A 16,080-nucleotide genomic window follows, 5' to 3' on the forward strand; every position below is an offset into this window, starting at 1 on the left:
CCGATGGGCGCTCGATCAGCCGGCCTGGCTGCTGTCCTTGTGCCGGCCCCAGCCGTGCCAGCGCTCGATCTCGATCCAGGCGCTGACCCGCGCCCGGTCTCGTTGGCCGTAGGGCTTGCCGAGGTACTGATGGCTGAGCCGGTCGATACCGGCGAGGTCCAAGTCGTCCCGCATCTCGGCGACCCGGCCGATGAGGCTGATGTGGTTGTACCAGTCGGTCTCGTCCAGCACGGTGAGGGTGACCCGCGGATCGCCGCGCATGTGCTCAAGGCGTTTGCGGCCCTCGTCCATGTTGACCAGGACGCGGCCGTCGTCCTGCCACAGGTACCAAGTGGCGGTGGAGACGGGCTGGCCGTCCGGCCGGAGCGTGGTGATGACCGCCGGATTGGCCTTCTTGAGCATGGCGACCGCTTCTGGGGCAAGCGGTGGCTTCGACATGGTGCATCTCCTCGATAGCGGTACTGGTGGGGGTGCCCAGCTGGCTGTGTCCCTGCACACGCTGTCACATAACGTGCGAAAACGAGCCGTTGCACGCCGTCGGCTGCCGCAATCGCACGCGAATCCGTCCGACGTTTTCCTGGACGGCGGCGCGCACTGTGGACTGGGGCGGGACAGGTCGCGGGTGACGGCGCTCAGGTCGCCGGCCTCGCATGCCGCCACGAAGATGCGCAGGTCGTCGAAGGCCATCGGTACGAGGCCGCGGCAGGCCGATCCACACCACCCAAGGAAATCCTTGGCGCTTCCAAGGAAACCCGAGGATTGACCTGCCTTTCGGCCCCGATGGATGATCAATCCGGGCCCAGGGCGGCAACCCGTCCCCTGCTGCCGCGTCCGGACGAGGCAGGGGCGGCGGACGGGTGCCGACCCATGAACTGAGAGGACCCCATGTCCCACACCATTCCACCCGTCGGTGAATCCGGTCTCCTCCCGCCTCACCCGACGGTGGCCGTGCTCGGCCCCGGAGGGATCGGCGGCCTGCTCGCCGCGCTGCTCTCCCGCTCCGGACACCGCGTGATCTGCATCGCCGGCAAGGAGACCGCACGCACCCTGCGCCACAGCGGGATCCACGTACGCAGCCGGCAGTTCGGGGACTTCACCGCCGCTGTCGAGGCGGACACCGTCCTGCGCGAGTCCGTCGACCTGTGCCTGGTGACGGTCAAGCAGACCACGCTGGACGCGGCGCTCGACCGTATCCCGCCTCATCTCCTCGATGACGGCCTCGTCCTGCCCCTGCTCAACGGCATAGAGCATGTGGAAGTCCTGCGGGCACGCTATGGTGCGCCGCGGGTGACACCGGCCGTGATCCGTGTCGAGTCCACCCGCACCGCGCCGGGCGTGATCGAACACGGCAGTCCGTTCCTCGAGATCGACCTGGCCGCCGGGCGGGAGCCGCTCACTCCGCTGGCCACATTGCTCACCGCCGCGGGCGCGGACACCCGGGTCATCCCGGACGAGAATGCCGTGCTGTGGGCCAAGCTGGCCTTTCTGGCTCCCTTCGCGCTCCTCACCACCCGCTACCGACTGCCGATCGGCGATATCCGGTCCGAGCGGCGCAGGGAGCTGGCGGCCCTGGTCGAGGAGACCACCGCCGTCAGCGGGGCCTGCGGCGGGCCGACGGACGCCACCCGGATCCTGGCGCGCTACGACGCTTTCCCGCCCGGCAGCAAGTCATCGATGCTGCGCGACGCGGAAGCGGGTCGCCCGCTGGAACTCGACGCGATCGGCGGCGCCCTGCTCCGAGCGGCAGAGCGACACGGCATCCACGTGCCGCTCACGACACGGCTGGTGACCGAACTGGACGCTGACTGAGCCCTCTCAGCTCCGGCCCTCGTTCCCGTTGCCCGACACGGCAGGACCCCGGCGATCACCATGCCGAACATCGGCTGATGCCCGTCAGCTGATGCCGGCGAAACGGCCCGGGTAGGGCTTGTGCACGTGGATGCCGTCCGGCATCGCCCGGTGGCGACGCCGGGACGGCGCGTGTTCGTCAGGGTGTCTTCGGGTCCGGGATGTCCGCCGGCCTTTCATGTGCTGTGCCGGCGGACTCGGTGTGTGAGAGTGAGGCGAGAAGCCGCAGTTTCTCGTCGCTGTCGCTGTCCTTGTCGGGGTAGTAGACGACGAGGATGACATCGTCGATGGCGAGTTTGTCGCGGTGGAGGCGTAGTTCACCGACGACGGGGTGGTGGACCGTGGTCGTGCCTCCGTCGAGACTGCGGACGTCGTGGCGGGCCCACAGGGTGCGGAACCGCTCACTGGACAGTGCGAGTTCTCCGACGAGCTCGACGAACCGGGGGTTGTCGGTGTCGTCCCCGATGGTGGTGCGAAGGGCGGCGACGAAATCGGCGGTGGCCTTGGTCCAGTCCTGGTGGAAGGCTTGCTCCTCGGGATCGAGGAGGAGGGAACGAAGCCGGTTCTGGCCGGGCCGCAGGCGGGGGGAGAGCGCGACGGCCATGGGGTTGGAGGCCAGGACGTCGAACGCGCGCCCTTCGACGAACGCGGGGATCTGAAGGTGGGCGAGCAGCTCGTGCACCCGCGCCGGTACGTGCTCGGGCTGCTTGCGGCGCGGCGCCCTGGGGCGTGCCGCCACGAGGCCGAGCAGATACGTCCGCTCGATGTCGTCGAGCTGCAGGACGCGCGCGAGTGATTCGAGGACCTGCGGTGAGGGGTTCTTGTCACGGCCCCGTTCCAGGCGCAGGTAGTAGTCGGCGCTGATTCCGGCGAGCAGGGCGACTTCCTCACGACGCAGGCCGGGGACACGGCGGTTGCCGCCGGACGGTATCCCTGCCTGCGCCGGGGAGACCAGCTCACGTCGGGCACGGAGGTAGCTGCCGAGCCGGTTGTCGGATTCCTCATCCTTCATACCGACACCGTAATGCGGTGCGCGGGTCTCAGAGGGGGCCCTGTCAGGACCAGGGAAGAAGGGAGCCCTGCCACACCCGGCGGATGCCGTCAAGACTGCGGTAGCAGTGTTTTGAGAAGGACAGAGCACATCGCTGTCTGCGCCGCGAGCCTGAACGCCGTCGGCGCCCTGGACTGAAGGGAAGATCTCGTGGATCTCTCCAACCGCACCGTTCTCATCGTCGGCGGGACCTCGGGTATCGGGCGGGAGCTGGCCCGGCGGTTCGCCGCGGCGGGCAGCACCGTGGCCGTCGGCGGCCGTAGCCCGGATGCGCTCGCGGAACTCGCCGCGGAAGGCTTCGGCACGTTCGGTATCGATGTCACCGACAGCGCCTCCGTCACATCCGTCCGCGACGCCGTGCTCGCCCGGTACCCCGAGCTGGACACCGTGGTGACGATGTCGGGCGTCATGCTCCTGGAGGACCTGCGCGACCCCGCGCACTTCGAGGCGGCGCAGACGACGATCGACACCAACCTGGTCGGCACCATCCGGGTCATCGACGCCTTCACTCCGCACCTGGTCCGGCGGGGCGCCGGCACCTTCATCACCGTGACCTCCGGCATCGCCTTCCTGCCGTTCCCACCCATGCCCAGCTACGCCGCCTCGAAGGCCGCGGTGCACGCCTACTCGGAGGCGCTGCGCGCGCAGCTGGACGGCACCGGTGTCGACGTCGTCGAGCTCGTTCCCCCGGCGGTCGCCACAGCGGGCCAGGAAGCGGTGAACCCGCACGCGCTGCCGCTCGACGACTTCGCCACCGAGGTCGTGCACCTGCTGTCAGAGGAGCCCACTCCCCACGAGATCCTCGTGAAGGGGGTTCTCATGCACCGCTGGGCCGAGCGGGACGGCACCTACGACGACCTGGTTGCACAGCGTTCCCGGGCCCTGGCCATGCTGCCCAGCCGCGAAGGCTGACACCGCTTCCCCCATCGGCGTCCGGGCTGTTCCGGCCGCTTATGGTGTCGAGTGCCGAGGTCGGCCCGGCCCATCCCCTGGCCGCTGGTGCGGATGCCATGGCGGGCCCCCGGCCCTGCCCATCGGATTGCGGGCGTGGACCCCACGCCTCTTCGAGCCCGAGCCGACGCCGGTGCCATCACGTCGGTGAGTCCGGCATGCCGGCCGGGCCGCCGGCCAGGGTGGCATGTCCGGCGGCGGTGTCGCGGGGAAGACGGGAACGGAGGGTCCGGGCGAAGTCCTCGGCCCGGGAGAGCTGGGTGCGCAGTGCGTCGATCTGCTCGGCCGCGGCCTGCTCGTAGTGGCGGACACGGGCGAGCAGGGCTTCCCGTTCCTCGCCTTCCGGAGCGGGGTCGGCGTCGAGGCGGTCGGTGGCGTCCAGCAGGTCGCGCATCTGATCCAGGGTGAAGCCGAGCGGCTTCATGCGGCGGATGACCATGAGGCGGGCGACGTCGGTCTCGGTGTAGAGGCGGAAGCCGCCCTGGGACCGGGCCGAGGGGATGACGAGTCCGGTCTCCTCGTAGTGGCGGATCGTGCGCAGTGACAGCTCGGTGCGCGCGGCGACCTCGCCGATCTGCATGTAGGTGCCGTCCACGTTCCGTCTCTCCAGACTTTCTCTCCCGGCGGGCGAGCGTCACCCGCCCTCACCGATCTCTATCCTAACGTTAGGGTAGAGTTCTGACGGACGGTGCAGCAGGCTGCTGCCTCGCACTGCCGTGCCGGGGCCGACGCCGTCTTCGGCGAAGAGAGCGATGCCCCAGGAGACACGCGTGCGCGAGCCCATGATGCCCCGGGTCGGCGCCTGCCCGCCGTGACCCGTCGCCCCTGAGCCGGACCGTTCTCCGTCCACCCGGGCCTGCGGCTTCCTCGAAGACTTCCGGCCCGCCCTCGTATCGAGCGGGCCGACCACGGTCTGCCGTCCGGCATGCCGTGTCCCCCTTCCGTGCCCCGCTGCGCGGGTGCGCCCGAACACGACAGGTAGAACGCCGTTGCCTTCCCCCGTGTCCTCCTCCCGCCTCATGCCCGCAGGCCTCCTGCGCGGGTCCGGCAGGCCCTCCCGGCTGTCTCCGAAGGTGCTGCGTACTGAGACGCTGGCGGGCCTGGTCGTCGGTCTGGCGCTGATCCCGGAGGCGATCTCCTTCTCGGTCATCGCGGGAGTGGACCCGAAGGTCGGCCTCTACGCGGCTTGCACCATGGCCATGGTGATCGCCTTCGTCGGTGGCCGACCTGCGATGATCTCCGCCGCAACCGGCGCTGTCGCTCTCGTCGTCGCGCCCGTCGTCCGCGCCCACGGCCTGGGCTACCTGATCGCCACCGTCATCCTCGCCGGAGTCTTCCAGGTGGTCCTCGGCGCGCTCGGTGTGGCCAAGCTGATGCGATTCGTCCCGCGCAGCGTCATGGTGGGCTTCGTCAACGCGCTGGGCATCCTGCTGTTCACGGCGCAGATCCCCAATCTGCGGGACGTGCCCTGGGCGGTCTATCCGCTGGTGGCCGCCGGCCTGGTCCTTATGGTGTCGTTCCCGAAGCTGACCAAGGCGGTTCCCGCGCCGCTGGTCGCCATCGCGATCCTCACCGTGATCACTGTCGCCGCCGGCATCGCCGTGCCGACCGTCGGAGACAAGGGCACCCTGCCCTCCGCCCTTCCGGTCCCGGGCCTTCCCGACGTGCCGTTCACTCTTCACACCCTCACCGTGATCGCCCCGTACGCCTTCGCCATGGCGCTGGTGGGGATCATGGAGTCGATGATGACCGCGAAGCTCGTGGACGACCTCACCGACACCCACTCGAACAAGACCCGCGAAGCGGTCGGTCAGGGCATCGCCAACATCGTGACCGGCATCTTCGGCGGCATGGGCGGCTGCGGCATGATCGGCCAAACCATGATCAACGTGAAGAGCGGGGCCCGCACCCGGCTCTCCACCTTCCTCGCCGGGTTCTTCCTGCTCATCCTGTGCATCGTGCTCGGCCCGGTCGTCTCCACGATCCCGATGGCGGCCCTCGTCGCCGTCATGATCCTGGTCTCCGTCGGCGCCTTCGACTGGCACTCGATCAAGCCCGCCACCCTCAAGCGCATGCCGATCGGCGAGACCACCGTCATGGTCATCACCGTCGCGGTCGTCGTGGCCACCGACAACCTGTCCATCGGTGTCGTCGTCGGCTCCATCACCGCCATGATCGTCTTCGCCCGGCGTGTCGCCCACTTCACCCAGGTCACCTCGGTCACCGACCCGGACGGCACCCAGGTCGTCTACGCGGTGACCGGCCAGCTCTTCTTCGCCTCGTCCAACGACCTGGTCACCCAGTTCGACTACGCCGGCGACCCGGAGAAGGTCGTCATCGACCTCACGGGCACCCACATCTGGGACGCCTCTTCTGTGGCCGCCCTCGACGCCATCGAGACCAGATATGCCCAGCGAGGCAAGACCGTCGAGATCATCGGCCTGAACGACTCCAGCGCTCACCTGCACGGCAAGCTCAGCGGCGAACTCGCCGACAGCCACTGACGTGGCGCGTGTCGGTCTCCCAGTGACCGGGGCCCACGCCGACGCTGGAACAGGTGGTGTGTGTGCGGGCCTTCAGCGGACGAGGGGCAGCGCCTCTCACGACCGACGCGGGGTAGCGGCTCAAGGTGCGCCATGGGCCCCAGGGATCCGACAGGTCTGAGATCCCTGAGGGTTGATCGTGTTGTCAGACCCCCCTGTCATCATCCCGCCATGCTCTACGACGCCTTGGTGGCCGAATCCCGTAGGAACGACTCGCTCGACGACGTGAGGATTGCCGCGCTCGACCGCGTCCGCTGGCTCGTCGACCTTTTGGAACGTCAGCGGACGGAGCCCCGGTGGGACGCCTCCGCCGCGTTGCGGGGAGGGCTGGAGGAATTCGAGCGAATCCAGGCGATACGCGCGGCGACCCAGGCCGAGATCGCCGGGCGGCTCGCGGCCTGCTCGGAGGAGGAGGGCAGGGCCGCGGCCCTGTGCCTGATGCTGGCCTCCCGCTTCGACGACATCGGATTCCGGCGGCACGACTCCGAGATCAAGACCGTGATCTCACGGGTGCACGGCTGGACGCCGTACGAGGTCGCGGTGATGCTGTCCCGCGTCACCGAGTTCGACATGTGCTTCCGGTCTGCCGGGTCCCTGGGGATGGCGCTGGACGCCGCCGAGCAGCTCGGCGCCGACGGTCGCCGTGCCGTCGCACCCTGGCTGCGGCACGCCCACGCGAAGCTCATGACCGGCGATGTTCCCGCACACCTGCACGGGCCGCTCGCCAGACGCCTCCGTGCGCTGCTCGCCGGGGTGGACGAGGCGCTCATCCCCGAGGGGTTGATCCCCTCGTACGCACCCTGGGCCGCCCTGCTGCGGGACCGTGCGAACACGTCCCCGACCCCCGAGCTGGCCGGCTTCGTCCGGCACCTGGTCGGTCTGTCCGGGCCGCGTCCCTCCCGGCGGTGGCGGCGGACGTGCCTCACCCTCGTGGACGCGGCGTCGGCGCGGGACATCACGGCCGGGATCCTTCGGGCGCTGGCCGAGGACGATCCGCTGTGCAGCAGGCAATGCGGTGCGCACGCCGGCTGGATCCCGGGCGATTACCACTACCACTACCTCGTCCACCAGAGCGACGGGGACCTGGCACGCGGCGCAGTCTGGGCGGGCGCGCTGACCGGTGGCCCGGCCGCGGTGCCTCATCTCGGGGCGCTCGCCCTGCGGACCGGTGGCCAGGGAACCGGGGTGACGGAAGACCTGAAGCTCGCCGGCGCGGCGATCAACGCACTGGCCGAGATCGCCGATCCGGTCGCTCTCGAGGCCCTGTGGCGGCTCCAGTCCCAGATCAAGCACCGGGCTCTGCGCAAGCAGCTCGACACCGCGCTGGTGACGGCCGCCGCGAGGCAGGGCATCACGCCCGGGCAGCTGATCGAGCGCAGTGTGCCCGCCCACGGACTGGCACCGGACGGCTCACTGGAACGCGAACTGGGCGCGTATCGGGCGCGGTTGGCGATCGAGGACGCGGTGACGGTGCGGCTCACCTTCACGGGCGCCGACGGACGGACGTCCCGCACCACCCCGGCGGCCGTGAAGGACGGCTTTGCGGACGCGCTCAAGGAGCTGAAAGCCCTGGCCAAGGAGGTACGGGGCACGTTGTCCGGTGAGCGGGCCCGCATCGAGGCGCTGATGTCGACCGGGCGTGAATGGCCGTACGACGACTGGTGCCGTCACTACCGTGACCATCCGGTCACCGGGGTCCTCGTCCGCGGCCTGATCTGGGAGTTCCGGGACGCGCACGGCGCATGGCGCGCCGTGGCGCCGGCGGCCGAGCCGCTGGGCGAGCCCGAGCGCGTCCGGCTGTGGCATCCGATCCGGGCGGCGGTGGACGAGACCAGACAGTGGCGGGCGCGGATCGTCGCCGAGCGGTTGCGGCAGCCGTTCAAACAGGCGTTCAGAGAGATCTATGTGCTCACTCCGGCGGAGGAGGAGACCGGCGTCTACTCCAACCGGTTCGCCGCCCACATCGTGCACTACCGGCGGCTCTACGCGCTGTTCAAAGAGCGCGGATGGCAGGCCAACTTCCTCGGCCGGTACGACGGCGGCTACGAGGGACAGGCGCGGGCCGAGTTCGGCGACGGCGACTGGCGGGCGTGCTTCCACCACGAGCCCGCCGGGGACGACGGCGACTACGCGCCCGACCACGCCGCCACGGACCAGGTCCGCTTCGAGCGGCGCGACGGCCGGCGCTGGCGGGAGGTTCCGCTGGCCGAGGTGCCCCCGCTGGTGTTCAGCGAGGCGATGCGGGACGTCGATCTGTTCGTCGGCGTGACCTCGATCGCCGCCGATCCCGACTGGACCGACCGGGGCGAGCAACGCTATGCGGGGTACTGGCGAACGGCCACGTTCGGTGAGCTGACGGCGAGCGCGGAGGTCCGCCGCGAGGCGCTGGCACGGATCCTGCCCCGCTTGAAGATAGCCGACCGGTGCTCTCTCGACGGCCGTTTCCTGGTGGTCCGCGGCGAGTTCCGCACGTACAGGATCCATCTGGGGTCGTCCAACATCCTGATGGAGCCGGACGACGCCTATCTGTGCATCGTGCCGTCACGCGGCAAGGACGGCGGCAAGGTGTTCCTGCCGTTCGAGGACGACCGGCTCTCGCTGATCCTCAGCAAGGCGTTCCTGCTCGCCGCCGACACGAGGATCACCGACATGACGATCCTCCACCAGATCAAGAGGGGGGCATGATGGGTCTCGCGGCACGGCTGATGCGCGCGCTGAACGAGCCGGAGTTCGCACTCGAGGACGAGGACAGGCACCCGGATCTGTCACCGGTCTCCGACGAGGAACTCGGCAGCCTGCTCGTGGCGGCCTACCGGGTGGGCGCCTCGGCCCCGCACGCGATGACGAGGATCCGCTTCGCGGTCGAGGACGCGGCCTCGAGGCGGCGGCCGCGCTATACGCCCGACGCTTGCCGCGCGATGTTCGAGGCACTCGTCCACAAGTGCCAGGAGCACGGCTGGGCAGACCTCACCCTGGGCCTGGGCGCGCTGGAGCGCTGCACGGGGCCGCTGCCGGACGTGTCCGAACCGTCCCGCACCCTGGTCGAGTTCTGGCTGGAGAAGGACACCGTGCGTCAGCCGTACGCGCTGCTCGCGGTCGCGGGACTTGCCGGTGACGGGACACTGCGCGCGGCCGTGGAGCGCCTCTCCCGTGACGTGGGCTCCATCGTCGCGGACGAGATCGCCGTCATCGCCGGCCTCAGCCCGGCCGAACAGAAACTGCTGTCCGGGATCGACCGTGAGCACAGGTTCGTCTCACCGCTCGCGCCGGCGTGGCGCAGGTCGGCCGACCACCCCGCCTACGTGGCGTTCGCCCGCCGCGCGCTGGAAGCGGCGGCCGACCGCACCGACGCGATCCGCGCGGGCGAGATCCCCTACCGGGCGGACAAGGCGTTCACGGACCGGGAGATCACCTCGCTCGGACAGGCCCTGCGGGTGGCACTCCTGCGCGACGAGCCCTGGCTGCCGGAACTGTTCGACCGGCTGCTGCCCGGCATCGCCCTCGCCCCCACACCGGCGAAGACGCTTCCCTCACAGGCCCTGCTGTACGAGGTGGTCCGCGCGGCGCAGGACTACCCGACGCCCGAACTGGTGACCGCGATCCGCACCGTGCGCCGCACCGTCCGGCACGCCGGGGTACCCAAGCAGCTGGACAAGATGCTCAAGAAGGTCGACGCGGCCCTGGCCGAGCGCGCCGACGTGGCACTACGCCTGCCGAGGCTGGGGTTCGACACTGCACCCGTCAGCGGCTCCGCCGCGGTCGGCGTCCTGCGCCGGCCGGCCGGCGACTACCAGGCCGTCGTCGCTGTCACCGACACCGCCACGCTGACCTGGCAGAAGGACGGCCGCCCGCTGCGCGGCGTCCCGGCGCCGGTCCGCCGCGACCACACCGCACTGGTCAAGGAGCTGCGCGAGCTGGTGAAGCGGGTGAACGCCCAACTCGTCACCCTCACACGCGCGTTGGAGGGCGGCTGCACCGTCGATGCCGTCCACCCGTACGGCTGGTGGCGCACGGAGCTGGCCGGGCACCCCCTCGCCCGCACCCTCGTACGCAGACTGATCTGGGAGATCGAGGTCGCTCCCGGCGAGTGGCGGGCGGTACTGCCCGAGGCGGACCAGCACCTCCCCGACGCGCCAGACGACGCCTCCGTACGGCTCTGGCACCCCCTTCGCTCCGAGCCCGCCGCCGTGCGGGCCTGGCGGGACCTGCTCACCGAACGGCGGATCCGGCAGCCGTTCAAGCAGGCATTCCGCGAGATATATCTCCTGACCCCGGCCGAGGAGCAGACGCGCGTCTACTCCAACCGCTTCGCCGCGCACCTCGTCCACTACCGTAGGATGTTCGCGTTGCTCCGGGCCCGGGGATGGACGAGCGACCGGCTGGGTCCCTGGGACGGCGGGGACGGCGACGAGGCCGAGCGCACCTTCGCGGCGGGGGAGTGGCGGGTCCGCTTCTTTCATACCTGGGCAGACTGGGCGGGCGACGACGAACTGGCCTCGACCGACCAAGTGCGCTTCGACCGGCGAGTGGAGGGCGCCTGGCGCGAGACACCGCTCGCCGACGTGCCCCCGCTGGTGTTCAGCGAGGCGATGCGCGACGTGGATCTCTTCGTCGGCGTGTCCTCGATCGCCTCCGATCCCGACTGGACCGACGGCGGCCCTGAGCGCACCTACTGGGAGCGGACCTCCTTCGCCGAGCTGACCGAGAGCGCCGAGGCCCGGCGCGAGGCGCTGGCACGGATCCTGCCCCGCCTGAAGTTGGCCGACCGGTGCACGCTCGACGGCCGTTTCCTGATCGTCCGCGGCGATCTGTGCACGTACAAGATCCATCTGGGCTCGGCCAACATCTTGATGGAACCGGACGACGCCTACCTGTGCATCGTCCCGGCACGGCGCCCGGGGGACGGCAAGGTGTTCCTGCCGTTCGAGGACGACCGGCTCTCCCTCATTCTCAGCAAGGCATTCCTGCTCGCCGCCGACACCGAGATCGCCGACGAGTCCATCCTCATACAGATCAAGCGAGGTGCCTGATGGCCACCGTGACGTTCCGGGACGAGACCGCGACGGGCAAGCCGGTCACCGAGTGGGAGGTCGCCGGGCTGCCGGAACGGATGACCGTACGGGAGCTGATCAGGCTCCGGGTCCGCGAGGAGGTCACCCGGCACAACGCCCGCCCGAGCGACCGCTTCAACGGTCTCGTCCGCCCCGACGACGCCGAGACCGAGCTGAACGGTTACCGACTCCGCGAACCCCGCCGCATCGATTGGGAGCGTCAGGCCGAGATCGCCGAGAAAGCCTTCCTGACCAACGGGTTCTTCGTGCTGGCCGGCGACAGCCAGGTCGAGGACCTCGACCAGGTCGTGGATCTGGCGGCCGATCCAGACCTGGTCTTCATCAAGCTCGTCGCCCTCGTCGGTGGCTGAGGCACAATCCCCCAGGAACGAGTCGGCGGGCCGCTGACGCCGCCGACGCAGCCGTCGACTCCCGAATCCAGGCACGGCTGGCCACCCACCGCCCCTCTCTCGGACGGACGGTGGCGAGGACTTCCGTCGAGGACGGTTGCCGCTGCGTTCAACGGCCTCGGCGTCACGGCCGCGTCGCCCGCTCCAGCTCGATCAGGACCGAGTGGTACCTCTGTCCCGTCGCCCGGTCCATCCCGATCTCGCACATGCGGTTGGCGGAGAGATAGGCGTCGTACTCGCGGGAGTTGACCTCCGCCGCCTCCTTCGCCGTCGCCGCCGCCGTCAGCTCCTTGTGCAGCATCCCGCGGTCGCCGGCGAACGCGCAGCACCCGGCGTCGTCCGGCATGACGACCTCCTCGGCGCAGGCCGACGCAACCGTGCGCAATTGGTCCACGTCACCCAGGTGCCGCATGGAACACGTCGGGTGCAGGACCGCCGAACCGGATTTCCGCAGGATCGTCAGTGCCGGCAGGAGTTCCTCGGCCGCCCAGACGATGGAGTCGACGACCGCCAACTGCCTGTGCAGTTCGAGGTTGGCGTCGGTGAGATGCGGCACCACCTCGTGGGCGATGCCCAGCGTGCACGACGAGGCGTCGACGACCAGCGGCAGCCTGCCGCCCTCGGTCCAGCCCCAGGCGGCCTCCACGATGCGGTTGGCCATCACCGTGTTGCCCTCGGCGTACCCCTTGGAGTGCCAGATCGTCGAGCAGCACGTTCCCACCACGTCCTCGGGGATCCACACCGGTTTGCCCGCGCGGGCCGAGACGTCGACGAGGGCCTGCTGCACCGAGACGGTGCCGTCGTCGTGGGAGCCGAAGATCCTGTTGACGCAGGCCGGGTAGTAGACGGCGCTCGCTCCCGTCCGCGAGGTGCGAGGCGGTCTGCGGGCGGCGGCTCCGGGGATCTCGGGCAGCCACTCGGGGACCAGATCGGGGTCGACGGCTTTGCGGGCGAGCCCGGTGACGGTCTGCAGCAGCCGGTCGCTGATCTTGTCAGCCGCCGCCACGGCCAGCCGCGCCGAGATCTCCACCGTCTTGAACCTCTTCGCGGTGTGTGCCGCGACCCGCTCTTCGCGCGGGGAGTGCTGCCGGTGCCGGAAGTCCTTCATCATGGCGCCGGTGTCGATGCCGACCGGACACGCGAGTTTGCAGGTGGAGTCACCCGCGCAGGTGTCCACGGCGTCATAGCCGTACGAGTCGAGCAGTTCGGTCTCCACCGGCGAACCGCTGTGCTGCCGCATCATCTCCCGCCGCAGCACGATGCGCTGGCGCGGAGTGGTGGTCAGGTCCTGGCTGGGGCAGGTCGGCTCACAGAAGCCGCACTCGATGCAGGGGTCGGCGATCGACTCGACCTCGGGAATGGTCTTCAGCCCGCGCAGGTGTGCCGCGGGGTCGCGGTCGAGGACGATCCGCGGGGCCAGCACCCCCTCGGGATCGATGACCTGTTTCGTGCGCCACATCAGTTCGGTGGCCTTGGGCCCCCACTCCAGTTCCAGGAACGGCGCCATGTTGCGGCCGGTGGCGTGCTCCGCCTTGAGCGATCCGTCGAAACGCTCGACGGTCATCCGGCAGAAGTCGTCCATGAACGCGGCGTACCGGTCGACGTCGGACGGCTTCGAGGCGTCGAAGGCGAGCAGGAAGTGCAGATTCCCGTGTGCCGCGTGGCCCGCGACAGCGGCGTCGAAACCATGCTCCGTCTGAAGGCGGAGGAGCTCCTCGCAGGCTTCGGCGAGCCGGGACGGCGGAACGGCGAAGTCCTCCGTGATGAGCGTCGTGCCCGGCGGGCGGGAGCCACCGACAGCGGTGACGAAGGCTTTGCGGGCCTTCCAGTAACCGGAAATGACCTCGGCGTCACGGGTGAACTCATTGGTCACCGAGGCGACCGGCGCGACCAGGTCCAGCTTTTCGACGACCGTGGCCGCCGCCCGCTCGTACGCTTCCTGTCCCGCCTCGTCCGGGGCACGGAACTCCACCAGCAGCGCCGCTGTCTGCCTGGGCAGCTCCGCCCAGTCCGCCGGCACGCCCTGGACACTCACCGAGGCACGCAGCGTATTGCCGTCCATCAGCTCGACGGCGAGGGCTCCCGCCGTGTTGAACAGCGGCACGGCGGCCGCGGCGGCGGTCAGCGAAGGGAAGAAGAGCAGCGCGCTGGAGACCTTCCGGTCCAGCGGAAGGGTGCCGAAGACGACCTCGGAGATGAACCCGAAGGTGCCCTCCGAGCCGATCATCAGCCCGCGCAGAATCTGCACGGGTGTGGCGCCGTCGAGAAAGGCGTCGAGCCGGTATCCGTTGGTGTTCTTGATCTCGTACTTGGCGCGGATCCTGGCGGTGAGCTCCGTGTCCGCCTCGATCTCCGCCTTGAGGGCGAGCAGTCCCTCGCACAGCTCCGGCTCGGCCCGCGCCAGCAGGTCGTCCGCCCTCGGGTCGGCCGTGTCGACGACGGTGCCGCTGGGCAGGACGAAGGTCATCGAGGCGACGGTGCGGTACGAGTTGCGGGTGGTGCCGGCCGTCATCCCGGAGGCGTTGTTGGCGACGACCCCGCCGACCGTGCAGGCGATGGCGCTGGCCGGATCGGGGCCCAGGAGCCGACCGTACCGGGCGAGGGTGGCATTGGCACGCATGACCGTGGTTCCGGGACGGATCCGCGCCTGCGCGCCGTCGTTCAGTACCTCGACGCCCGTCCAGTGGCGGCGGACGTCGACGAGGATGCCCTCGCCCTGCGCCTGGCCGTTCAGACTGGTGCCGGCGGCCCGGAAGACGACCTCGCGCCCGTGGTCACGCGCGTACGACATGATCGCCGAGACGTCGTCGGTGCTGTCCGGGATCAGGACGACCTGGGGGACGAACCGGTAGGGGCTGGCGTCGGAGGCGTACTTCACCAGGTCGGAGACCTTCCACCGGACCTTTTCCGGACCCAGCAGGACGGTCAGCTCGTCCCGCAGCTGCTCGGGCGTACCCGCGGCCCGGCTGTCGAGGAGCCGGTCGGGGGCCGCGGAGCGGGCGGCTTCGGGACGGAGGGTTTCTGGGCTTGGCTCCAGTAGCGGCATGGCGTTCGTCTCCTGGGTGGACCGGTGTGATGCTCCCACCTTGGGGCAAGGAGCATCCACACGGTTTCGGTCAGTCTGTTTCGATGCGGCTCGCGTACCCCGGCCGGACTCCGGTCCCTCGGCCGGTGACCGGTGCGCGCCCGCCCGGGGCCCGGTGCCGGGCGGCGCGACCTGACACGGCATGTCGCGCCACCCGGCACCGGTACGGCGGGGGCAGGTCAGTCGCTTCCGGCTCCCTCATGGATCACGGCCACCACATCGATCTCGACAAGGATGTTCATCAGGTCGGACCCGACGGTGGTCCGGACCGGGCAGGGCTCGGTGAAGAACTCCCGGTAGGCCGCGTCGAACTCGGCGAAGTCCCGCTTCAAGTGCTCCAGGTGCGCCGTGACCGTGACGACATCCTGCGCAGTCAGGCCGCGTTCGGCAAGTATGGAAGAGATGGTGCGCAGCACCTGCGCGGTCTGTTCCCGGCCCCCTTCCGGTACCTCACCGGTGGCCGGGTCCTGCGGGCCGAACCCGGCCGTGCAGAGGAAACCGCCTGCCACCACGCTGTGGGAGTGGGCCCCGGCGGGGCGGGGAGCGCGGGTGGTGTGTACGGCTTCCTGGCCCATGTGCCGTTCTCCTGCCCTGGATACGGCCTGGTCTCCCGTGCCGCCGCTCATCCCGTCAGGTCGCCTTCCCGCTCGTTGGCCGCGGCGTAGTACCGGAGTTTGTCCTCGTCGACACTCTCGCCCAGACCGGCCCCGGTCGGTACACGCAGTCTGCCGTTCTCCAGGTGCAGCGGTTCGACAAGGTCCGGCCGTGGCCGCGTCGCCGGTCGGCCCCACCGCCGACCGGGCGCGTTGTCTCGCGGTCCGCGGCTGGGACGGCCGCTGGGCCGGCTGCGTTCGCTGCGGTCGGCCCAGCGGCGATGGAAGGTCGTATCGCGGTGTCACCGAGCTGGACAGACGTCCGCGCCCGGATCGACGAGTGGAATGAGGACCCCGAGCCGTTTGTCCAGGGGCAGGGCCGCCGACGACACCCTTGCCGCCTATGGTGGTCGCCTGAACGACGTACACAGTCAGGGGAGAGTGCCGTGCCAGCGCCAGGTTCTTCTTCGACGCGGGATCAGGCGGGTTCTTGTGGACCAGCACGCCGGAGGACCGCGACGTGTGGGGTTACCGGGACTCTTGCAGAA

At 70.0% G+C, this 16,080-nt stretch carries 11 protein-coding genes; 6 read left to right on the forward strand and 5 right to left on the reverse strand.

What is annotated here, in order from left to right; genetic code table 11:
* Positions 1-15: 15 nt before the first annotated feature.
* Entirely contained in the window at positions 16-438 is a 423-nt protein-coding gene (locus tag BZY54_RS34415) for a PPOX class F420-dependent oxidoreductase (RefSeq protein WP_086729243.1), read from the reverse strand.
* A gap of 447 nt (positions 439-885) precedes the next feature.
* On the opposite strand from BZY54_RS34415, the gene BZY54_RS34420 reads away from it, so the two are divergent.
* Positions 886-1,809 carry a ketopantoate reductase family protein gene (locus BZY54_RS34420; protein WP_086729244.1) on the forward strand — a complete coding sequence of 308 codons (924 nt, stop codon included), beginning with the start codon at positions 886-888 and terminating at the stop codon, positions 1,807-1,809.
* Positions 1,810-1,987: 178 nt separating this feature from the next.
* Here the strand turns inward: BZY54_RS34420 and BZY54_RS34425 are convergent, their stop codons facing one another.
* Positions 1,988-2,860: a helix-turn-helix transcriptional regulator gene (locus BZY54_RS34425; protein WP_086729245.1), complete on the reverse strand. Its 873-nt coding sequence runs from the start codon at positions 2,858-2,860 to the stop codon at positions 1,988-1,990.
* A gap of 189 nt (positions 2,861-3,049) precedes the next feature.
* On the opposite strand from BZY54_RS34425, the gene BZY54_RS34430 reads away from it, so the two are divergent.
* Complete coding sequence (locus BZY54_RS34430; protein WP_086729246.1) at positions 3,050-3,811, forward strand: SDR family oxidoreductase; 762 nt, start codon at positions 3,050-3,052, stop codon at positions 3,809-3,811.
* Positions 3,812-3,989: 178 nt separating this feature from the next.
* Here the strand turns inward: BZY54_RS34430 and BZY54_RS34435 are convergent, their stop codons facing one another.
* Complete coding sequence (locus tag BZY54_RS34435; protein WP_208640862.1) at positions 3,990-4,445, reverse strand: MerR family transcriptional regulator; 456 nt, start codon at positions 4,443-4,445, stop codon at positions 3,990-3,992.
* Positions 4,446-4,869: 424 nt separating this feature from the next.
* Between BZY54_RS34435 and BZY54_RS34440 the strand changes: the two genes are divergently transcribed.
* The 4 genes from BZY54_RS34440 (at position 4,870) to BZY54_RS34455 (ending at position 11,815) form a co-directional block, all read left to right on the forward strand.
* Positions 4,870-6,354 (forward strand): SulP family inorganic anion transporter, encoded by a 1,485-nt coding sequence (locus BZY54_RS34440; RefSeq protein WP_086729253.1) that lies wholly within the window; start codon positions 4,870-4,872, stop codon positions 6,352-6,354.
* A 210-nt stretch (positions 6,355-6,564) separates the two neighbouring features.
* Entirely contained in the window at positions 6,565-9,078 is a 2,514-nt protein-coding gene (locus BZY54_RS34445) for a DUF4132 domain-containing protein (RefSeq protein ID WP_158103960.1), read from the forward strand.
* Positions 9,075-11,423: a DUF4132 domain-containing protein gene (locus tag BZY54_RS34450; RefSeq protein ID WP_086729248.1), complete on the forward strand. Its 2,349-nt coding sequence runs from the start codon at positions 9,075-9,077 to the stop codon at positions 11,421-11,423. The genes BZY54_RS34445 and BZY54_RS34450 overlap by 4 nt, the downstream gene beginning before the upstream one ends.
* Positions 11,423-11,815 (forward strand): hypothetical protein, encoded by a 393-nt coding sequence (locus BZY54_RS34455; RefSeq protein ID WP_086729249.1) that lies wholly within the window; start codon positions 11,423-11,425, stop codon positions 11,813-11,815. Before BZY54_RS34450 ends, BZY54_RS34455 begins: the two co-directional genes overlap by 1 nt.
* Positions 11,816-11,978: 163 nt before the next feature.
* Here BZY54_RS34455 and BZY54_RS34460 read toward each other — a convergent pair whose 3' ends face one another.
* The gene (locus BZY54_RS34460; RefSeq protein ID WP_086729250.1) at positions 11,979-14,900 is read right to left on the reverse strand and encodes an FAD-binding and (Fe-S)-binding domain-containing protein; all 2,922 of its coding nucleotides are present in this window, start codon (positions 14,898-14,900) and stop codon (positions 11,979-11,981) included.
* Between the two features lie 218 nt (positions 14,901-15,118).
* A complete protein-coding gene (locus BZY54_RS34465; protein ID WP_086729251.1) occupies positions 15,119-15,514 on the reverse strand; it encodes a RidA family protein in 396 nt (131 codons plus the stop codon).
* Between the last annotated feature and the right edge of the window lie 566 nt (positions 15,515-16,080).

It is taken from the genome of Streptomyces carpinensis, from assembly GCF_002154505.1.
Classification (GTDB): domain Bacteria; phylum Actinomycetota; class Actinomycetes; order Streptomycetales; family Streptomycetaceae; genus Streptomyces; species Streptomyces carpinensis.